This window comes from Pseudomonas sp. Marseille-Q0931 (genome assembly GCF_940789645.1).
GTDB lineage: Bacteria > Pseudomonadota > Gammaproteobacteria > Pseudomonadales > Pseudomonadaceae > Aquipseudomonas.
Map to the genome: position 1 here is coordinate 77,438 of NZ_CALNWT010000007.1, position 17,514 is coordinate 94,951.

A 17,514-nucleotide genomic window follows, 5' to 3' on the forward strand; every position below is an offset into this window, starting at 1 on the left:
ATTCAGCTGGCATCGCAGGTTTAGTCTTGGCAGATGAGGCAGCATAACGAGGACAATGAGTGGCGACGCTTTCCGAATGCGCTGCTGCTTGAGGTCATCGCAAAACCACTGCTACCATGCAACGGCGCCCCGGCAGGCGTATGACACCCGTCTTTAAGAGCTGGTAACGGCACTGCCTTGCTAGTAAACGACCGACTGTGAATTTAATCGGTCTGTTGTAGCGGAGACGGGTGACGCTGCGAGATAGACCGGGAGAAATTCATGGTTACCCTCGCTACCCCTCCGTCTACTATCGACGGCATCAAGCGCTTGGCAAAGTCTATCAAGCGCGAGTCTTGTATCACTCACCACCAAGCCCTTGATGAGGCCGCCCGCAAGGCAGGCTTCCAGAACTTCGTGCACGCCAAGCGTACCATCGCCAAGGCTAGGGTTCAGAGCTTTACCGCCTATGTCACTGTGTACTGGAATGACCTCCATTCTAGTGCTCGATCGTCTGGCCGTTTTACCGTCGAGGTTCATCTCAAGCACCCCCTCTCCGAATTGCTTGCTGATGGCATCAAGATCGGCGGCGCGTACCTGAGAAGATTCAAACTTGAGGCGCCAGATCACCTCGAATTGCGTATGGATGCTGTCAGCCAGAACAGTGCGATGCAGTACCTGGATCAAGCCAGCTTTACCCTGCTCTTCCTGAACGCAACCGGGCTGGTGGGTGCGTGCCGGAAGGCGAATGTTGAGGCAGCGGAAAACCTGGGGCGGGTGCCAGAATCCGATCACATGACCGGCTGGGAGGATCCACAAACCGGCAATTGGTTGCTGTTGGATGAGCCCTACAATTCGTCTGTGCCTGGGTTCAGAAAAGAATGGCTGCAGGAGCACGGACTGTATCAGGTGGCGCCAAATTGGCCTGGGCTTTACTACCCTGGCTACGCGGTCCCATATCTGATCTCACCCAGCCAGGCTCTAATCGAGAAGGTGCAGGCCATGGTTGAGGGAATTCCCGATAGTGCCTATCCCATGGGCCTGCCTCAGAAAATGGAATACGACTCTAAATTTGTCAGCCCGGCCCGCATTGCTTCAGGAAAGACTCGTAGGTCGCGCACACTGCCATCCAGTGGTTTTCGAAATGGAGCGGTAGCGTACGGTGGGGCGCGTGGGGTTCGTTCCCAATGGCGCCCAGTACGGGGAATGCCATTGGAGATGCACACAACCGTTGGGCCGATCCTGCATAAGCTCTGCAACAGTTCTGTCCGTGCTGCTGGCGTAACCGCCAGGGTTTACGAGAAATTGAACAAGGTGCGTTCGCGCCTTGAGGACTGGGTTTTCATGGAGCACCCCGACGACATCACGGCGGAGGTCGAGGCCAAGCTCTACTACGGACCAGGGATTGATGGATTTACCACTCCTCAAGATACGCTTAAGGCCATTGAGACGGTTCGGAACGTGCTCCTTAAAGGCTATGAGGACTGCAAGCCCAGGGCTCAGATGCTGGCCAAGATTGAGTCTGCTGCTGTGGATCTTCGGAAAAAGGTAAGCCGTTAGAAGCTGAACGTGCCGGCATGGCCTGCCTTGGTTTAGGTAGGCCATTGTTCGTGCTATAGGAGCCGCTGTAGAAGTAATAATCAGCACGTCTGGTTCGGAGCGTGAGGACGAGGGGTAGGTTGCACGGGCTACAAAAAAGGTTGTTGTTGTTCTCATCCGAACTAGCTCAGATGCCTGCTGCCGCAGGTTTTGAGCGCGCGTAGATATGTTAAAAGTGTGCAGAATGCAGCGATGACTTTTTGCCTGAAAACGAAATGTCGGAGCACGAGCTCTGCAAACAGATGTCCATGCATGAGGGAGCAAAAGAATGGCGGTATATGAGGTCGTGAAGGGAGAGCTGGTAAAGGTAGCTGCACAGCTGGAGGACTTGCTTCTCCCGGAACTTGCAGACTTTGACGATTATGAGGTTGGCCTGCTGCAGAAAAAGCTGGGGTTCATCGTTTACGATGATGTGGCAGATGTATACAGGCTGTTCCGCCGAGAGAACATGGAGCGGGCTAAGGGAGAGCTACCGGGTATTCGCTTTATTTTTGATGTCTGTATCGACGGCTCGGCCATGGACTGCATCCTCGTAAAGGATGATTCGCTCCCTGACTTTTTGGCTGTCATGCGAATGCTAGAGCCATTAGTCAATCGAACTGCCAGCCTGAGAAAAGAAGTTCTGGGCTGACTAGTCTGTGTGTGCCCTAGCTATTCACATGAGGCAGGGCGCTTGTAAGGGGCGCCTTCTCGAAAGCAGTAGCGCTTGGCAAACGACTTCTGCCTTCAATACCGGTTGTGTGCGAGCTTTCAGCTCATTACTGGCGAAACAAGCGCTTCCAGTTTCTAGTGAGAAGCTCTCGACATGCTTCAGGTGCTCCGCCGAAGCAGCGCAAGGAAACTTCCTTCATTCGCTCTTCAGATTCATAGGTAATCGGTTCGCCATCTTGGTCAATGAGCATACCGCCTGCGCCGATCAGTAGTGCGTGACCTCCCACCACATCATGAGCTGACACAGGTACAAGAGACGTACCAACGACAGCATCACCAGCCGCGGTACGAGCGAGGCGATAGGCGATGCTGGGCATCGGAATGAAATCTGCCGGGGCACAAAGCTCTGAGTTGAGTTCGGGTTTGCTTGTTGCGGCAGTGCTTACCAGTACCGAGCTGCTGGACGTCAACCTCAGCTGATCAAGCCGAGTATGTACTGTTTGCCTGTTGCGAATGATTGCTGGCAGGCCTTCTGCCCAAGAGATGCAATCCTCACCGCCATCCGGTGTGACAGGGGCGTAGACCACCCCTAGAACAGGGATTGCATTGTGAAGTAGGCCGACAGAGATTGCTGACCCTGCACGGTGTTGTAGGAAGTCCCCTGTTCCATCGTTCGGGTCGACCACCCAACAGTACTCGTGGCCTGTCATATGGGTTCCAGTTTCCTCACCCCAGAAATCACAATCCAGAATCTTGAGCAGATCTAGGCGTAGCTGAGTCTCTATCTCGGAGTCGATAGCTGCTTTGTCCCCGCGGCCTCGAGGGCCGCCGATACGGTGCCACTCCGTAGAAAGCAGCTTTCCGGCGGAAAGAACCCTCTCAACGACAGGGCCGAGCAAGTCCACGACGTTCATAGAGACCTCCTGCATTAATTGTTTCTGCCCCATATTCTTTTGGGCCGTTTGGGACATCGTCAGCACAGTAAGCCTTCACACGGATGGCTACTGCTGGTCATGTCGGTCAGAGCTAGCCTTCGCTTGATCTAGGACGCTTCGGTCGTAACATAGTGGAGGGCCGCTTTAGTCCACCGTCGAAACGATCAAAGGCATCATCCAGCTCTTCATCACTCGAGCGCTCGCGTAACGTTGCAGATGGTTTGATTTCAGCAATCAGAGCGCTGTCACTCATGCAGACCATGAATCGTGTAACACCCGCTTCGTGAATATATGCAGCCGCTCTCGTGAGATCCATGAAGGTTCTCACCTGATCTCGTTGCGTGTTTAGTACGTAGCGGTTGCGGCCATCCCACACGACCAGGCAGAACCCACCACCTTCAACAGCGACGAAAAACACTCGTCCGTTTTGGATATTCAGGTGAGACGATAGCTGTCTCTCATAGAAAGGGATGGACATCGGTGACTCCTAACAAGATTTATATTTTGATTTTAATGTTCATCTTCTGGAAGTCAAAATTTAAATTTTGATTTGAAAAAAGCATTTAACTTGAACTAATAAAAAACCTATAGAATCGCTGTAACCCCTGCAGTTACTGGCTTCTAGATGGTTTTAGAAAAATCGTCTATCTATAGATTACATGCTCCGGCGCGCTCAAATTTAGCTCTGTGTTCTTACTAACTACGGAGCGCACCTTATGAAGACGCTGCTTAATTTGATCGACAAGGCTTTATCTGCTGACCCGCTTAACCTAGCGCTGTGTACTGGGCTGGTGTTGGGCTTGTTCCTGCTTGTGTGTGTTCTGATCCTTTGGGGGAAGTCGTGATGACCGCACCGAAAACCCTTTTTGCGAAGATGCCTAACGCCTGGATCCGCAATGGAGGACTAGCTGCCTTCGATGACAGGGACCAGCGGGGGGTATGAGTAGGGCTGAGCTCAACATCTCGATCTCCTGTCTGAAGACATACATCGCTATTTGTACCCGCACGCAGTTTGAGACTGGCGTTGCGAGTACAACGTACGCGGAACTGAGTGAGCTGACTGGTCAATCACGGGCGATTGTGAGCCGGGCACTTACTCGGCTTGAAGATGAAGGCTTGATCGATTGCTACAGCCCAACCCGGCGCGGTGGAACCATCATCACGGTGCATCACTGGGAAGATCGCGGATGGGCCAAGATTCCCAAGCGCTGGCTCCTAACCGCCCGTGAGTGGAACAGGGAAGGCCTCGGACCTAAAGGTGTATTGCAGAAACTGCGTCAGTTCAAATTTGAGGATCGGCTTAGCTTGCGAGCACTGAAGGTGTATCTGGTATTGCTGGCTTATCGTGATAGCGGTAAGGGAGAGGGAGACGGCCTTGCAATCATCAGTTACACGCGGATCGCTGCGGTTGCCGGTATTGGCAGGCATCTGGTCAGTGATGCGATCACGAAGCTGCTTGAAATGAACCTGATAACCTTCAGGGCGGGAGATCATCGAGAGGGAGAGGAGGTGGACTTTGATCGGACGAATCGATATCTGATCAGGGGCCTCAATGTTCGCTGGCAGAGTGTTGACTCTGAGGGTAGGGGAGCGAAAGGCGGCAAGATGTCGAAGAATTCAGTATCAGCCGTGCAAGCCGCTCTTCAGTTTGTTAAGAAATCCTAAGCATCAAGAGCTTTGAGAGGGATCTCCGAACTGCTGAGTGAGAGCGCGCGTTCCAATAATGGCTCGCACAGCAGGCCCGCCAGAAGAACGCCGGTAAGTGGAAATTCAGCCTTGACCACGCAAACTTAAATTTTAATGGGGGGTGTAAGGATCGCAGGGTCCAGCACGATCAGAATGGGGTATGTCACGCCATCCTGCTGTTCATGCCCGGCAACTGCCTGGTAACCAACTTTGATCGCGCCGTCGACGATATCCTCAATGCACTGTCGAGTGATCATCTGAACAGTATTCCAGGCTTGCATCCCCTCCGAGGTGTCGCGGAAATTGATGGCCATGTGCGCTAAGTAGGCCATCATCTGGTCGCCCGGCCGCGGCGCGTACTTCATGACCTCCCCGGTCCGCCATCCCTTGTTCCAGTTGTACGGGTATTCGCACAGAATATTTCCTTTACCAGGCCGCATTCCTGCTACCGCTGCTCGCAGCTGTTCGGAATCCTCACGTGAGCATGTGACCCCTGGATCAGAAATGTCCAACACATGCGCGCCGGGCAAAAGGTTTGCCATGTACACGGTAGGTGATTGGCCCCCGCTAAACTTGGCAAAGAAAGGATCTGTCGTGAAGAACAGTGCTTTGTGAAGCTGCGTTTGACCCTTGACCGCGCCGCGGCCAGCAAGGGTCCATTGGGTAATGCTCGAGGAGGTGCCGTGAAGCCAGTCCGTGTAGATGTTCAATGATGGGGCCTATTTTGTCTGAAGTTTTTTTGAAGAAGAGTGAATCGAACGCTGCTATCTGAGTTCTACCCGTCTCGCCGGACAAAGCCTACGGGCGTGCCCTGCAAGCTTGTGTCAATCTATGTTGTTTCAAGAGGAGTGCTGTATTCGAAGCGAATATAGCCTTGTGTCAAACTATGTTGTCGAGGCTGGCACCTAAGACCTCGGTTTTCCCCAGTGTTTTCAAGGGGGCTTGTGTCAATCTATGTTGTTGCCATCCACCTATCCCCTGGTTCCGCCAGGGGGCGTTTCTCGTTCGTAAAGGTAGACAGGGATGTTGATGAAGCTGGCGCCGAAGAAACGGCGCAATCTGCGTAATTTTTACCTGAGTATCGCGGCCGTGATCGTCATTGCCGGCACGGGGCGTTACTTCGCTCACAGGGCCGAGCAGGAGCGGGTTGCCCAGCAGGCGGAGCTGGCCCAGAGTTTGGCGAGCTTGAACGCTGCGCTTCCCAGGAAGGTCGATGCGCTGACCACACTCGAGTACATCGGATTGATGGGTGGTGACACGATCTTCTACCGGTATCGGATCGACCGCCCCGCGCGGATGTTCTCCGAGGAGCTTCTGGCCAGTATGCAAGTACGGGCCCGTAGCGGCCTTGAGCGCCTGGCTTGCAAGGAACCGCAACTGATGGCTGCGATGCGCAAGCACAGGCTCCATCAGGAACATTCCTACCTCGGTCGAAATGGCGTGCTGTTTTCCGTCGAGATTCATCCTGAGCAGTTGAATTGCCCAGGTTGACGGCGAGAAAGCTGCGGATGGCGGAGGCGTTTATCCACAGAGCCTTTTCGTGCCTCCAATGTGATCAGTGAGCTTCGTCGGGTCGCAACGTCAGCACCTGAACGCCATCGCGAGTTACCGCCACGGTGTGCTCGAATTGCGCGGAGAGTTGGCCGTCACAGGTCACCACCGTCCAGCCGTCGCGTAAGGTGCGAACGTCCGCTGTTCCCTGATTGAGCATGGGCTCGATGGTGAAGGTCATGCCTTCGCGTAGCGTTAGGCCGGTGCCGGCTTTGCCCCAGTGCAGCACTTCCGGCGGCTCGTGCATTTCCCGGCCAATACCGTGGCCGCAGTAGTCGCGAACCACCGAATAGCCGTGGGCACGAGCGTGCCGTTCGATGGCGTGGCCGATATCGCCGAGGCGGGCGCCCGGCCTCACGGCTGCGATGCCCTTGCACATCGCTTCATAGGTCACTCGGGTGAGCTGACGAGCCTGGTCCGACACCCTGCCGATCAGGTAGATCTTGCTCGAATCGGTGATGTAGCCGTTCTTTTCCAGGGTGATATCGAAATTCACCAGATCGCCATCGCGCAGCATCTCGTTCGCGCTGGGTACCCCATGGCATACCACCTCGTTGCGCGACGTGTTCATGGCGTAGGCGAAACCATACTGCCCCTTGCTCGCCGGACGCGCCTTGAGTTCATCCACGATGTACTTATCCACAAGGTCGTTGACTTGCAGGGTCGACATGCCGAGCAGGTCCAGCCGGTCCAGATAGCCGAAAACGGACGCGAGCAATCTGCCGGACTCCGCCATCAGAGCGATCTGTTCGGGCGTCTTGCTCATGACGCGTCCGCCATACGCGGCGGTACCGCCACGCCGGCCGCGCGCAGCTCGGCGGCCATCACCTCATTGAAGCTCAGCGTCGGGTTCATCTCGCAGAGCATGCCGATGCGAATCCAGAAGCCTGCCTGGGCATTGATGGAGCGGCCCGAGACGCTGCTTGCCCGACGGATTTGGTCATGCAGCTCATCATCGATATTAACGATGCCCATAGCGGTTTCCTTTATATATTTCGTATATGAAGCATATATAAACACGGACGGGATTGTTCCACCAGCATCGGTAGCAGGACAAAGGCGACTCTCTCATCCTTTACACTAGAGCTGTCCGTCTGCCAGGAGTGCGCAAGCGGGCCCAAGCAAGGCTGGAACAGGAGAGCGGATGAAGCGCGCAGATGTAAAACGCAGAACGGCCGAGGGCGTTCTATTCGATACCCAGATCATGGCCAATCCGGCCAATACCGCCGAGTGGATCGTGTTTTTCAAGAAAGAGGCCGGCCGCAGCTTCTTTCTGGTGGATGAAACCGAGCAGGTAGAAACCTTTGCCAGCCTGGATGAAGTGATACCGGAGCTGCGGGTTCTGGGGATCAAGCGGGTCGAGGTGCAGCTCTGAGAAGTTGCACACAGTTGCCGTGGATCAACATGTGGATATCCTCGTGATACCTGGCTGTAGGCCTTATAAATTGAGGGCTTCAGTAACTTGTACAGAAACTGCTCGCTTACGCGCCCACTATCCACAGGGTATTTGGATAACAGGCTGGTTATCTTGTTGATAAGTATATGAGGGCCTTTTGTGGCAAGGCTTTCAGCGAACTGTACGCTTTATCGCCAGGCTCAATGGTTACCAGGGCGGTAAAGATGGCGATGATTGGCGTCATATAGCGCCGATTCTGCAAACGCACCGGGCTCGAGCACCCGCCCAACGAGGATCAGTGCCGTGCGGCGAAAGCCCTTGGCGGCAACTTTCTCTTCGATATCGGCCAGGGTGCCCAGCACCCAATCCTGATCCGGCCAACTCGCTCTGTGGATAACCGCGATGGGGCAGTCGGCACCGTAGTGCGGCAGCAGTTCACCGACGATGGCCGCTAACTGGCGAACACCGAGATGGATGGCCATGGTCGCGCGGTGTCGGGCCAGGTCATGCAGCTGTTCGCCCTCGGGCATCGGTGACGTAGTGCCGTAGCGGGTGAGGATCACCGTCTGGGCGATACCCGGTAGCGTCAGCTCGGATTCCAGCAGGGCCGCGCAGGCGGCGGTGGCGGTGACGCCGGGAATGATTTCGAAGGGAATGCCCAGGCCACGCAGTTCGCGAATCTGCTCGCCGATGGCGCCGTATAGCGAAGGGTCGCCGGAGTGTACGCGGGCCACATCCTGACCGCGCTTATGGGCCTGATGCAGGAGGTTGACGATTTCCCCAAGATTCAGCTCGGCGGTGTTCACCACCTGTTCGGCGCTGTGGCCTTGCAGCACGGCCTCGGGCACCAGCGAGCCGGCATAGAGGATCACCGAGCAGCTGCGGATCAGACGCTGGCCTTTGACGGTGATCAGCTCGGGGTCGCCAGGGCCGGCGCCGATAAAGTAGATGGTCATGCGGGTTCTCTATCGAATATGGCTAGCGCACAGGTAGCGCGGGCGCTGCGGTCTTTCTCGCCTAGTAGGCGGGCGGAGGCTCCCATGCGTGCTGCCAGGGCCAATGCGCAAGGCTCCGCTACGGCGGGGCTGCCTGTGGCAGTTTGGCTGAGGGCGCTGCCGCCGGTCTTCGCTTGGTAAGCGCTCAGTTGTTCGGGTGAGAAGAAAAACAGCTCGAGGCCCAAGCACTCAGCTAGGCCGCGCAGGCCGGCTTCGTCGCGTTTGTGGGCGATGCTGGCCAGGCCAGCCAGATTGTCCACCGTCAGCCCATACCTGCCCAAGCTGTGGATAAGCAGCTCGAAAAGCTCATCCAGGCTGCAGTCACGGCGGCAGCCCAGTCCGGCGACGACCTGTGTAGGCGAGGCGGGCGGGCGGTTAGAGGCAGTCGGCAACATGAATGGTATTCGGGCTAAGCGGTGGCGTAGCTCAACATGGCACCTGCCAGCGGTCAACCGCGATTGACCGGCCGCTGCGGCCTGCGTAGCCTTCTCGCTTTCGAGGTTCTTCCCGGCAAACAGCCGGGGAGCTAAGAGGGAACAGGGTCGATGCCCTGGCTGCCCCCGCAACTGTAAACGGTCATAACTCCTTCGATACACCACTGCCCTTGGCGGGAAGGTGAAGGACGCGCAACGCGCAGACCGTGAGCCAGGAGACCTGCCTCGATAGACCAGCCACTTGCTCGGACGGGGTGATCCGAAGCGGCCAGCACGCCCTTGCGTGCCGCCTGCCCGTACCCGTCCGCCGAATTGACCGACGCCACGGGGCCCCTGATGAAAACCCTCGCCAAACTGCCTGTCACCATCGTCACCGGATTCCTCGGTGCCGGCAAAACCACGTTGCTGCGTCACCTGCTGGCCAATGCCGGTGGTCGCCGTATCGCGGTGATCGTCAACGAGTTCGGCGAGCTGGGCATCGATGGCGAGATCCTCAAGCAGTGTTCCATCGGTTGCAGCGAGGAGGAGGCCAACGGCCGCGTCTTCGAGCTGGCCAACGGCTGCCTGTGCTGCACCGTGCAGGAGGAGTTCTTCCCGGTGATGCGCGAGCTGGTGGCGCGCCGCGGTGACCTCGACCATATCCTCATCGAAACCAGCGGCCTGGCACTGCCGAAGCCGTTGGTGCAGGCCTTCAACTGGCCGGAAATCCGCAACGCTTGCACCGTCGATGCGGTGATTACCGTGGTCGACAGCCCGGCGGTGGCTGCCGGCACCTTCGCTGCCTTCCCCGACCGGGTGGACGAGCAGCGCAAGCTCGATCCCAATCTCGACCATGAGTCGCCGCTGCACGAATTGTTTGCCGACCAATTGGCCAGTGCCGACCTGGTAATCCTCAACAAGGCCGACCTGCTCGATACCGAGGCGCTGGCCGCGGTGCGCGCCGAGGTGGCCGAGGAGCTGCCGCCAGCGGTCAAGGTGATCGAGGCGCACGGTGGTGATCTGCCACTGAGCGTGCTGCTTGGCCTGAACAGCGAGACCGAGCTGCATATCGACAGCCGACGTACCCATCATGACGATGAAAACGAGGATCACGATCATGAGGAATTCGACTCGTTCCACGTGGAACTACCGGAAACTGACGAGGTGCGCCTGCTGGCTGCGTTGAAGGAGGCAGTGACCAAGTACGGCATTCTGCGGGTCAAGGGCTTCGCTGCGATACCTGGCAAACCCATGCGCCTGCTGGTGCAAGGTGTCGGTCAGCGCTTCGACCGCCACTTCGACCGCGCCTGGCAGGCCGACGAACCGCGCCTGAGCCGCCTGGTAATGATCGGCCAGCAGCTCGACCGCGCGGCCATCGAAGCCGAGCTGAAAGCCGCGCTGGCCTAAGAATTGTGGGAGGGGCTTCAGCCGCGACCGGGTTCGCTGATCGTCGCGGCTAAAGCCCCTCCCACGATTTCGCCCGCTCCACGGAACGAACATGCATTTATTACGCACCCAACCCGGCGCTCAGCTGCCGGCCGATAGCATCGCCGACCTTGGCCAGACCCCGGCCGAGCTGGTGATCCTGTGCACGGGCGATTCGCACCTGTCGTTGCTGGCCGAAGCAGCCCGACAACTGCCGGAGAACTACCCCAGCCTGCGCCTGGCCAGCCCGGCGCAACTGAGTAACAACGCCTCGGTGGATTACTACGTCGAGCAGGTGCTGCAGCATGCCAAGGTCATCCTGATCTCCGTGCATGGCGGGGTGAGCTACTGGCGCTACGGCGTCGAACGCCTGGTTGAGCTGGGTGCGCGCGGCGCCACGGTGATCATGGTGCCGGGCGACGATAAACCCGACCCGGAGTTGAATGCCCTCGGCAACGTCGGTGAAGAAGACAGCCAGCGCCTCTGGCAGTACCTGCGTCAGGGCGGCTTGGAAAATGCCCGCCAGTTGTTCCGCTGCATCGGCAGCCGCTGGCTGGGGCGTGACGATGCCTGGCAGGAGCCGCAAGCGCTGCCGCGCGTCGGCCTTTATTATCCGCAGCACAGCCCGGCCACGCTGGCCGACTGGCGTGCGCAGTGGCAGCCTGATGCGCCCGTGGTGGCGCTGCTGTTCTACCGCAACCATGTGCAATCGGCGAACACCGCCTTTGTCGATACCTTCTGCGAGCATCTCGTTCGTCAGGGCCTCAACCCGCTGCCGATTGCCGTGGCCAGCCTCAAGGAGGCGGCCTGCCTGGATCAGGTGCAGGCCTGGTTGGACGAGACGAGCGTCGCGCTGATCATCAATACCACCGGCTTCGCCCTGTCCAATCCCGAGGCGCCGCAGGCTCGGGTGTTCCGTCGCGATATCCCGGTGCTGCAGGCCATCTGCTCGCTGGACAACAAGGCGCAGTGGCAGGCCAGCGCCCAGGGTCTGGGCTCGCGTGACCTGGCCATGCATGTGGTGCTGCCGGAGCTGGATGGTCGGCTGATCGGCACCGCCATCAGCTTCAAGGGCCTGGCCTGGCGCAGCGAGCGTAGCCAGAGCGATGTGGTGTGCTATCAGGCCCATGAGTCGGGCATGGCTTATGTCGCGGAACTGGCGCGTAACTGGTGCCATTTGGCGCTCAAAAGCAACGATCAGAAGCGAATCGGCCTGATCCTGGCCAACTACCCGACCCGCGATGGCCGCATCGGCAATGGCGTGGGCCTGGATACGCCGGCCGCCGCGCTGAATATCCTGCAGGCGCTGCAACAGCAGGGCTACCCGGTGCATAAGCTGCCGGACAGCGGCACCGCCCTTGTCCACAGCCTGCTCGGCGGCGTCACTAACGATCTGGATGGCCTGGATACGCGGCCCTGTGCGCAAAGTCTGGCACTGGATGATTATCTGACGTTTTTCCACAGCCTGCCGCCGGCCAACCAGCAGGCGGTGCGCGAACGTTGGGGCGAGCCGCAGCAGGACCCCATGTTCCGCAGCAGGCGGATGATGGTCGCCGGGTTGCGCTTCGGCCTGTGCTTCGTCGGCATCCAGCCGGCGCGCGGTTATCAGCTCGACGCGGCGGCGGTGTATCACGACCCCGATCTGGTGCCGCCGCACGGCTATATCGCCTTCTACGCCTGGCTGCGCACGGCCTTCGCCGCCGATGCGCTGATCCACGTCGGCAAGCACGGCAACCTGGAGTGGTTGCCGGGCAAGAGCGTCGGCCTGTCCGAGGGCTGCTGGCCGCAGGCGCTGATCGGCCCGCTGCCGAATATCTATCCCTTTATCGTCAACGACCCGGGCGAGGGGGCGCAGGCCAAGCGCCGCACCCAGGCGGTGATCATCGACCACCTGATGCCGCCGCTGACCCGCGCCGAGAGCTACGGCCCGTTGCGCGATATCGAGCGCCTGGCCGACGAGTATTACGACGCCAGCCAGCTCGACCAGCGCCGCGCCGTGGAGCTGCGCGGCGAGATTCTGGCCAAGGTGCGCGAGGCCAGCCTCGACCGCGAGCTGGGCCTGCAACTCAACGACGACGGCGACAGCTGGCTGCCGCAGCTCGATGCCTACCTGTGCGACCTCAAGGAATCGCAGATACGCGATGGCCTGCATGTTTTTGGTGAGTCGCCGGCCGGGCAACTGCGCCGCGACACCCTGCTGGCGCTGCTACGCATTCCCCGTGGCGATGGCCAGGGCGCCAACGCCAGCCTGTTACGTGTGCTGGCCCGTGGCCTGGAACTGAATCTCGACCCGCTCGATTGCGATATGGGCCAGCCCTGGCAAGGGCTGCGTCCCCAGGCGTTGCAGGTTGTGGATAACAGTCTGTGGCGTACCGTCGGCGATACCCGCGAGCGCCTGGAGCTGCTGGCGCTGAGGTTGATCGAACAGCGCCTGGCAGGGGCGCGCAGCGCAGCCTTTGGCGCCGAGGTGGCGCTGATCCTCGACGGCCTGGCCGAGCATATCGCGCCGCTGCTGGATGCCTGCGGCGACGCCGAGATGAGCGGCCTGCTGGCGGCACTGGAAGGGCGTTTCGTGCCCGCCGGGCCGAGTGGCGCGCCCAGTCGCGGGCGCCTCGACGTACTGCCCACCGGGCGCAACTTCTTCACCGTTGACGTGCGCCACCTGCCCACGCCCACGGCCTGGCGCCTCGGCGTGCAGGCGGCGGATCGTCTACTGGAGCGCCATCTGCAGGATGAAGGCGACCATCTGCGCCAGCTCGGATTGTCGGTGTGGGGCACGGCGACCATGCGCACCGGCGGCGACGATATCGCCCAGGCTCTGGCACTGATGGGTGTGCGGCCGGTGTGGCAGCCGGGCAGCCAGCGCGTCGAGCGCTTCGAGGTACTGCCGTTGGAACAGCTTGGCCGGCCCCGGGTGGATGTCACCCTGCGCGTCTCGGGCTTCTTCCGCGATGCCTTCAACAATCTGATTCGCCTGTTCGACGACGCCGTGCAGGCAGTGATCGAGCTGGATGAGCCGGAAGACATGAACCCGCTGTCGGCGCGTGTCTGGCGCGAGTCGCTGGCGCTCAAGGATGGCGGCCTGGATGAAGCCGAAGCGCGGCGCCAGGCCGGCTGGCGGGTGTTCGGCGCCAAGTCGGGAGCCTATGGTGCCGGCGTGCAGAACGCCATCGAGGAGCGCCTGTGGCAGAGCCGCGCGGATCTGGCCGAGGTGTATCTGAACTGGGGCGGCTACGCCTACGGCAGCGGCGCCGAGGGCGCACCCGCGCGGCAGCGCTTCGTCGAACGCCTGGAGCAGCTGCAGGCGGTGCTGCACAACCAGGACAACCGTGAGCACGACATCCTCGATTCCAACGACTACTACCAGTTCCAGGGCGGCATGCTGGCGGCGGTGGAGACCCTGCGTGGGCTCAAGGTGGCCAGTTACTTCGGCGATAACAGCCAGCCGGATACGCCGCGTATTCGCACCTTGAAGGAAGAGCTCAATCGTGTGGTGCGTGCCCGCGCCGCCAACCCCAAGTGGATCGAAGGCATGAAGCGCCACGGCTACAAGGGCGCCTTCGAGCTGGCCGCAACCATCGACTACCTGTTCGCCTTCGACGCCACCAGCGAGCTGGTCGATGACCACCAATATGCTCTGCTGACCGATGCCTACCTGCTGGATCGCGATACCCGCGACTTTATTCAGCAGCACAACCCCGGTGCGCTCAACGATATCCTCGAACGCCTGCTGGAAGCCCAGCAGCGCGGCCTGTGGGAGAATCCCGGCGAGTATCGCGAAGCGCTGGAAAACCTACTGCTCGATAGCGAGGAGGGCTGATGCGCGCGCTTTTTCTTCCCTCTTCCATTTATGGGAGAGGGGCCGGAGAGGGTTCATCCGGCACCGCCGAGCCCGTAGGGTGGGTTAGCCGCCTGTCGCGGTTGCCGGTCAACTCGTTGAAGCGGCTGCGGCGTAACCCACCGTCGGCGCCACACGGTATATCGCCTGGTGGGTTACGCGGCGCTCTACGTTTTTCTGCAGATATAAAGCCGGCGTTCTGCGCCGCTAACCACCCTACGGATCGTGAGGCACCCATGACTCTCGGTGTACTTAACCGTTTACAGCTTTGGTGGCGAAGCCCGATCACCCGGCGCGAGCGTATTCGTTCGGCCTGCATTGGCGCTGTGGCTGGAATATGGGTCGGTTTGCTGGTGTGTATGCTGCTGACCAGTGAGCCGGTTGGTCTAGGAGAACTGGGCATTTGGGCTTTGCTGGGGGGATTAGTCTGCGCCGGATTGGGAGCCCTTTTTCCCCGCGTCGTAGGGATCATCCTGTTTCCACTTAGTATCTGCGGTATTGGGACTTGAACATGGGCCATAAACAATCTGGTGCGCGCCACGCATCGTCATTGATCCCGAGATAAGCCATGACCGAACATCACTTCCCCCTCGCCGCCGTGGTCGGTGCCGATTCGCTGAAACTGGCGCTGTGCCTGGCGGCCATCGATCCGGCCATTGGCGGCGTGCTGATCGAGGGGCCGCGCGGCATGGCCAAGTCTACCCTGGCCCGAGGCCTGGCCGATCTGCTGGAGGGCGGGCGTTTCGTCACTCTGCCGCTGGGGGCGAGCGAGGAGCGCATCGTCGGCACCCTGGATCTGGACGCGGCGCTGGGCGAAGGTCGGGCGCAGTTCTCTCCCGGGCTGCTGGCGCGCGCCAACGGCGGCGTGCTCTATGTCGATGAGGTCAACCTGCTGCCGGATCATCTGGTCGATCTGCTGCTCGATGCCGCCGCCAGCGGGGTCAACCATGTCGAGCGTGACGGCATCTCCCATCGACATGCCGCGCGCTTCGTGCTGATCGGCACCATGAACGCCGAGGAGGGCGAGCTGCGCCCGCAACTGCTCGACCGCTTCGGTCTCAACCTGGCGCTCGATGGTCAACCGCAGCCGGCCGAGCGTGCCGAGATCGTCCGCCGGCGCCTGGATTTCGATGCCACCCCTGCAGCCTTCCTGCAACGCTGGCAGGGCGAGCAGGCCGCTCTCGCCGAACGCTGCCGCAATGCCCGTCAGCGCCTGGCCGATATCCCGTTGAATGACGCCTCGCTGGGTGAGATCAGCCAGCGCTGCTTCGCTGCCGGCGTCGATGGTCTGCGCGCCGATCTGGTCTGGCTGCGCGCCGCCCGTGCTCATGCCGCCTGGCGTGGCGCGGTGGGCATCGAGCCTGAGGATATTGATGCGGTGGAGGACTTCGTTCTGCGCCATCGCCGTAGTCAGCAACAGCCGCCGGCTGCCACGCCGCCCGAGCAGAGCCAGGCGCCGCAGCAGGCGCAGGAACAGAGCCAGGGCGAAGGCCAGTGGGGCGAGCTGCCGGCGCAGCCACAGGCCATGGGCGAGCGGCGGGTGCCGCCGCGTTGGCCAAAAAAGCTCTGAGCATCCGCCCGCGCACAGCCACTGGCGCGGATGCCCGCAACCGGCCCGGACGACTCGGCGGCGGCCTGCTTGGCGCCGCACGAGCTGGCGCGGGCGGGCGAATCGACTGGGCGGCGACCCTGCGCCAGGGGCGACCGCAGCGCCGCGAGCAGCTAGTATTGCGCCCGCGCAGCCAGCAGGCCGAAGAGCTATGGCTGGTGCTGGTGGATGCCTCCGCCTCCACCCGCCGCCATGGTGCGCTGAGCCGGGCCAAGGGCGTGCTCGCCGAAGTCTTCGACAGCGCCTACCGTCAGCGCGCGCGCCTGGCCGTGCTGCAGGCCGGTGGTCGTGAAGCGCAGTGGCTGTGGCAGGGGCGCAAGGCCAGTGCCGAACTGCATCGATGGCTGCGCGAATTGGGCGCCGGTGGCGGTACGCCGCTGCTTGATGCACTGCAGCAGGCCGGCGACTGGCTGCTGCGTCGGCAGCGGGCGAAACCGCACGAACGCCAGCGCCTGCTGATCCTGACCGATGGCCGTTTGCGTGATCTTCCAGCGTTGGCGCCGCTGCCGTGCCCGAGCCTGCTGCTCGACACCGAGCGTGCGCCGATCCGCCTCGGCCGTGCGCGTAAGCTGGCGCAGGCGCTGCAGGCCGAGTACCAACATATCGACGACCTGGCGCCCGGCGCGTCGGGGCGCACCTGGAGAACCCCATGAAAACCCTGCTGCTGGTCGGCATCGGCGCCGGCGACCCGGACTACATCACCTATCAGGCGATCAAGGCGCTGCGCCGTAGCGACGTGATCTTTCTGATGGACAAGGGCGCGGCCAAGCACAAGCTCAACGCCCTGCGCCGTGAGATCTGCGTCCGTTTCCTCGACGGCCACACGCCGCGCTTCGCCGAAGGCCTGCAACCGGAGCGCGAGCGCGAAGCGGCTGACTACCGCGCCAGCGTTGACGAACTCAACCGTGACAAGCAGGCGGTGTTCGAGCAACTGATCGACGAGCAGATGGCCGACGGCGAGACAGCGGCCTTTATGGTCTGGGGCGACCCGTCGCTGTACGACAGCAGCATCCGCATCATCGAGGCCATCGCCGCGCGCCGTAGCGACTTCGTCTATGACGTAATCCCCGGCATCACCAGCCTGCAGGCGCTGACCGCGCGCCATCGCATCCCGCTCAACAGCATCGGCCGCGCTGTGGAAATCACCACCGGCCGCCTGCTCGCCGAAGGCTGGCCGCAAAGCGTGGACAGCGTGGCGGTAATGCTCGATGCCAAGGACACCTACCGCCGCTTCGTCGGCCAGGGCTTGCATATCTACTGGGGGGCATACGTCGGTACGGCCGATGAAATCCTTATCGCTGGCCCGCTGGATCAAGTGGCCGAACGCATCATCACTACCCGTGCCGAAGCGCGGGAGCGGAATGGCTGGATCATGGATAGTTATTTGCTGCGCAAGGACGGTTCGGAACAGATGTGAGGATACAAACGGTGGACAAG

17 protein-coding genes and 1 riboswitch are annotated in these 17,514 nt (G+C 60.6%); of the genes, 10 read left to right on the forward strand and 7 right to left on the reverse strand.

Translation table 11 applies throughout. The features are described from left to right. The first annotated feature begins 261 nt into the window (after positions 1 to 261). Together P3C50_RS12920 and P3C50_RS12925 are read left to right on the forward strand one after the other, a co-directional pair. On the forward strand, positions 262 to 1,539 hold the full coding sequence (locus P3C50_RS12920; RefSeq protein ID WP_275546302.1) for a DUF5623 domain-containing protein: 1,278 nt from the start codon (positions 262 to 264) through the stop codon (positions 1,537 to 1,539). Between the two features lie 307 nt (positions 1,540 to 1,846). Beyond that, a complete protein-coding gene (locus tag P3C50_RS12925) occupies positions 1,847 to 2,209 on the forward strand; it encodes a hypothetical protein (protein WP_275546303.1) in 363 nt (120 codons plus the stop codon). A gap of 127 nt (positions 2,210 to 2,336) precedes the next feature. Here P3C50_RS12925 and P3C50_RS12930 read toward each other — a convergent pair whose 3' ends face one another. After that, positions 2,337 to 3,143, reverse strand: a complete 807-nt coding sequence (locus P3C50_RS12930) for an inositol monophosphatase family protein (protein ID WP_275546304.1) — start codon at positions 3,141 to 3,143, stop codon at positions 2,337 to 2,339. Between the two features lie 112 nt (positions 3,144 to 3,255). Continuing rightward, on the reverse strand, positions 3,256 to 3,642 hold the full coding sequence (locus P3C50_RS12935) for a hypothetical protein (RefSeq protein ID WP_275546305.1): 387 nt from the start codon (positions 3,640 to 3,642) through the stop codon (positions 3,256 to 3,258). Between the two features lie 461 nt (positions 3,643 to 4,103). On the opposite strand from P3C50_RS12935, the gene P3C50_RS12940 reads away from it, so the two are divergent. Further along, complete coding sequence (locus P3C50_RS12940) at positions 4,104 to 4,829, forward strand: hypothetical protein (protein ID WP_275546306.1); 726 nt, start codon at positions 4,104 to 4,106, stop codon at positions 4,827 to 4,829. A 125-nt stretch (positions 4,830 to 4,954) separates the two neighbouring features. Here P3C50_RS12940 and P3C50_RS12945 read toward each other — a convergent pair whose 3' ends face one another. Further along, the gene (locus P3C50_RS12945) at positions 4,955 to 5,560 is read right to left on the reverse strand and encodes a hypothetical protein (RefSeq protein ID WP_169971109.1); all 606 of its coding nucleotides are present in this window, start codon (positions 5,558 to 5,560) and stop codon (positions 4,955 to 4,957) included. A 313-nt stretch (positions 5,561 to 5,873) separates the two neighbouring features. On the opposite strand from P3C50_RS12945, the gene P3C50_RS12950 reads away from it, so the two are divergent. Next, positions 5,874 to 6,341: a hypothetical protein gene (locus tag P3C50_RS12950; RefSeq protein ID WP_013717971.1), complete on the forward strand. Its 468-nt coding sequence runs from the start codon at positions 5,874 to 5,876 to the stop codon at positions 6,339 to 6,341. 64 nt (positions 6,342 to 6,405) lie between these two features. Here the strand turns inward: P3C50_RS12950 and map are convergent, their stop codons facing one another. Next, positions 6,406 to 7,167, reverse strand: a complete 762-nt coding sequence (gene map / locus P3C50_RS12955; RefSeq protein WP_275546307.1) for a type I methionyl aminopeptidase — start codon at positions 7,165 to 7,167, stop codon at positions 6,406 to 6,408. Then, the gene (locus P3C50_RS12960) at positions 7,164 to 7,376 is read right to left on the reverse strand and encodes a ParD-like family protein (RefSeq protein ID WP_003241364.1); all 213 of its coding nucleotides are present in this window, start codon (positions 7,374 to 7,376) and stop codon (positions 7,164 to 7,166) included. The genes map and P3C50_RS12960 overlap by 4 nt, the downstream gene beginning before the upstream one ends. A gap of 169 nt (positions 7,377 to 7,545) precedes the next feature. Here P3C50_RS12960 and P3C50_RS12965 point away from each other — a divergent pair, with 169 nt between their 5' ends. After that, a complete protein-coding gene (locus P3C50_RS12965; RefSeq protein ID WP_275546308.1) occupies positions 7,546 to 7,776 on the forward strand; it encodes a hypothetical protein in 231 nt (76 codons plus the stop codon). Between the two features lie 221 nt (positions 7,777 to 7,997). On the opposite strand, the gene cobM is transcribed toward P3C50_RS12965, so the two are convergent. Beyond that, entirely contained in the window at positions 7,998 to 8,753 is a 756-nt protein-coding gene (cobM, locus tag P3C50_RS12970; protein WP_275546309.1) for a precorrin-4 C(11)-methyltransferase, read from the reverse strand. Further along, positions 8,750 to 9,187, reverse strand: coding sequence for a cobalamin biosynthesis protein (locus tag P3C50_RS12975; protein ID WP_275546310.1), 438 nt, complete (start codon positions 9,185 to 9,187; stop codon positions 8,750 to 8,752). Before P3C50_RS12975 ends, cobM begins: the two co-directional genes overlap by 4 nt. A gap of 86 nt (positions 9,188 to 9,273) precedes the next feature. Next, positions 9,274 to 9,469: riboswitch (cobalamin riboswitch) on the forward strand. 93 nt (positions 9,470 to 9,562) lie between these two features. Between P3C50_RS12975 and cobW the strand changes: the two genes are divergently transcribed. From cobW to cobF, 5 genes are all read left to right on the forward strand, one after another. Further along, entirely contained in the window at positions 9,563 to 10,612 is a 1,050-nt protein-coding gene (gene cobW, locus P3C50_RS12980) for a cobalamin biosynthesis protein CobW (RefSeq protein WP_275546311.1), read from the forward strand. 91 nt (positions 10,613 to 10,703) lie between these two features. Next, the gene (gene cobN, locus P3C50_RS12985; protein WP_275546312.1) at positions 10,704 to 14,450 is read left to right on the forward strand and encodes a cobaltochelatase subunit CobN; all 3,747 of its coding nucleotides are present in this window, start codon (positions 10,704 to 10,706) and stop codon (positions 14,448 to 14,450) included. A 586-nt stretch (positions 14,451 to 15,036) separates the two neighbouring features. Beyond that, positions 15,037 to 16,038, forward strand: a complete 1,002-nt coding sequence (locus tag P3C50_RS12990; RefSeq protein ID WP_275546313.1) for an ATP-binding protein — start codon at positions 15,037 to 15,039, stop codon at positions 16,036 to 16,038. Then, positions 16,020 to 16,730, forward strand: coding sequence for a vWA domain-containing protein (locus P3C50_RS12995; RefSeq protein WP_275546314.1), 711 nt, complete (start codon positions 16,020 to 16,022; stop codon positions 16,728 to 16,730). The genes P3C50_RS12990 and P3C50_RS12995 overlap by 19 nt, the downstream gene beginning before the upstream one ends. Further along, the gene (gene cobF, locus P3C50_RS13000) at positions 16,727 to 17,494 is read left to right on the forward strand and encodes a precorrin-6A synthase (deacetylating) (RefSeq protein ID WP_275546315.1); all 768 of its coding nucleotides are present in this window, start codon (positions 16,727 to 16,729) and stop codon (positions 17,492 to 17,494) included. Before P3C50_RS12995 ends, cobF begins: the two co-directional genes overlap by 4 nt. Positions 17,495 to 17,514: the final 20 nt, after the last annotated feature.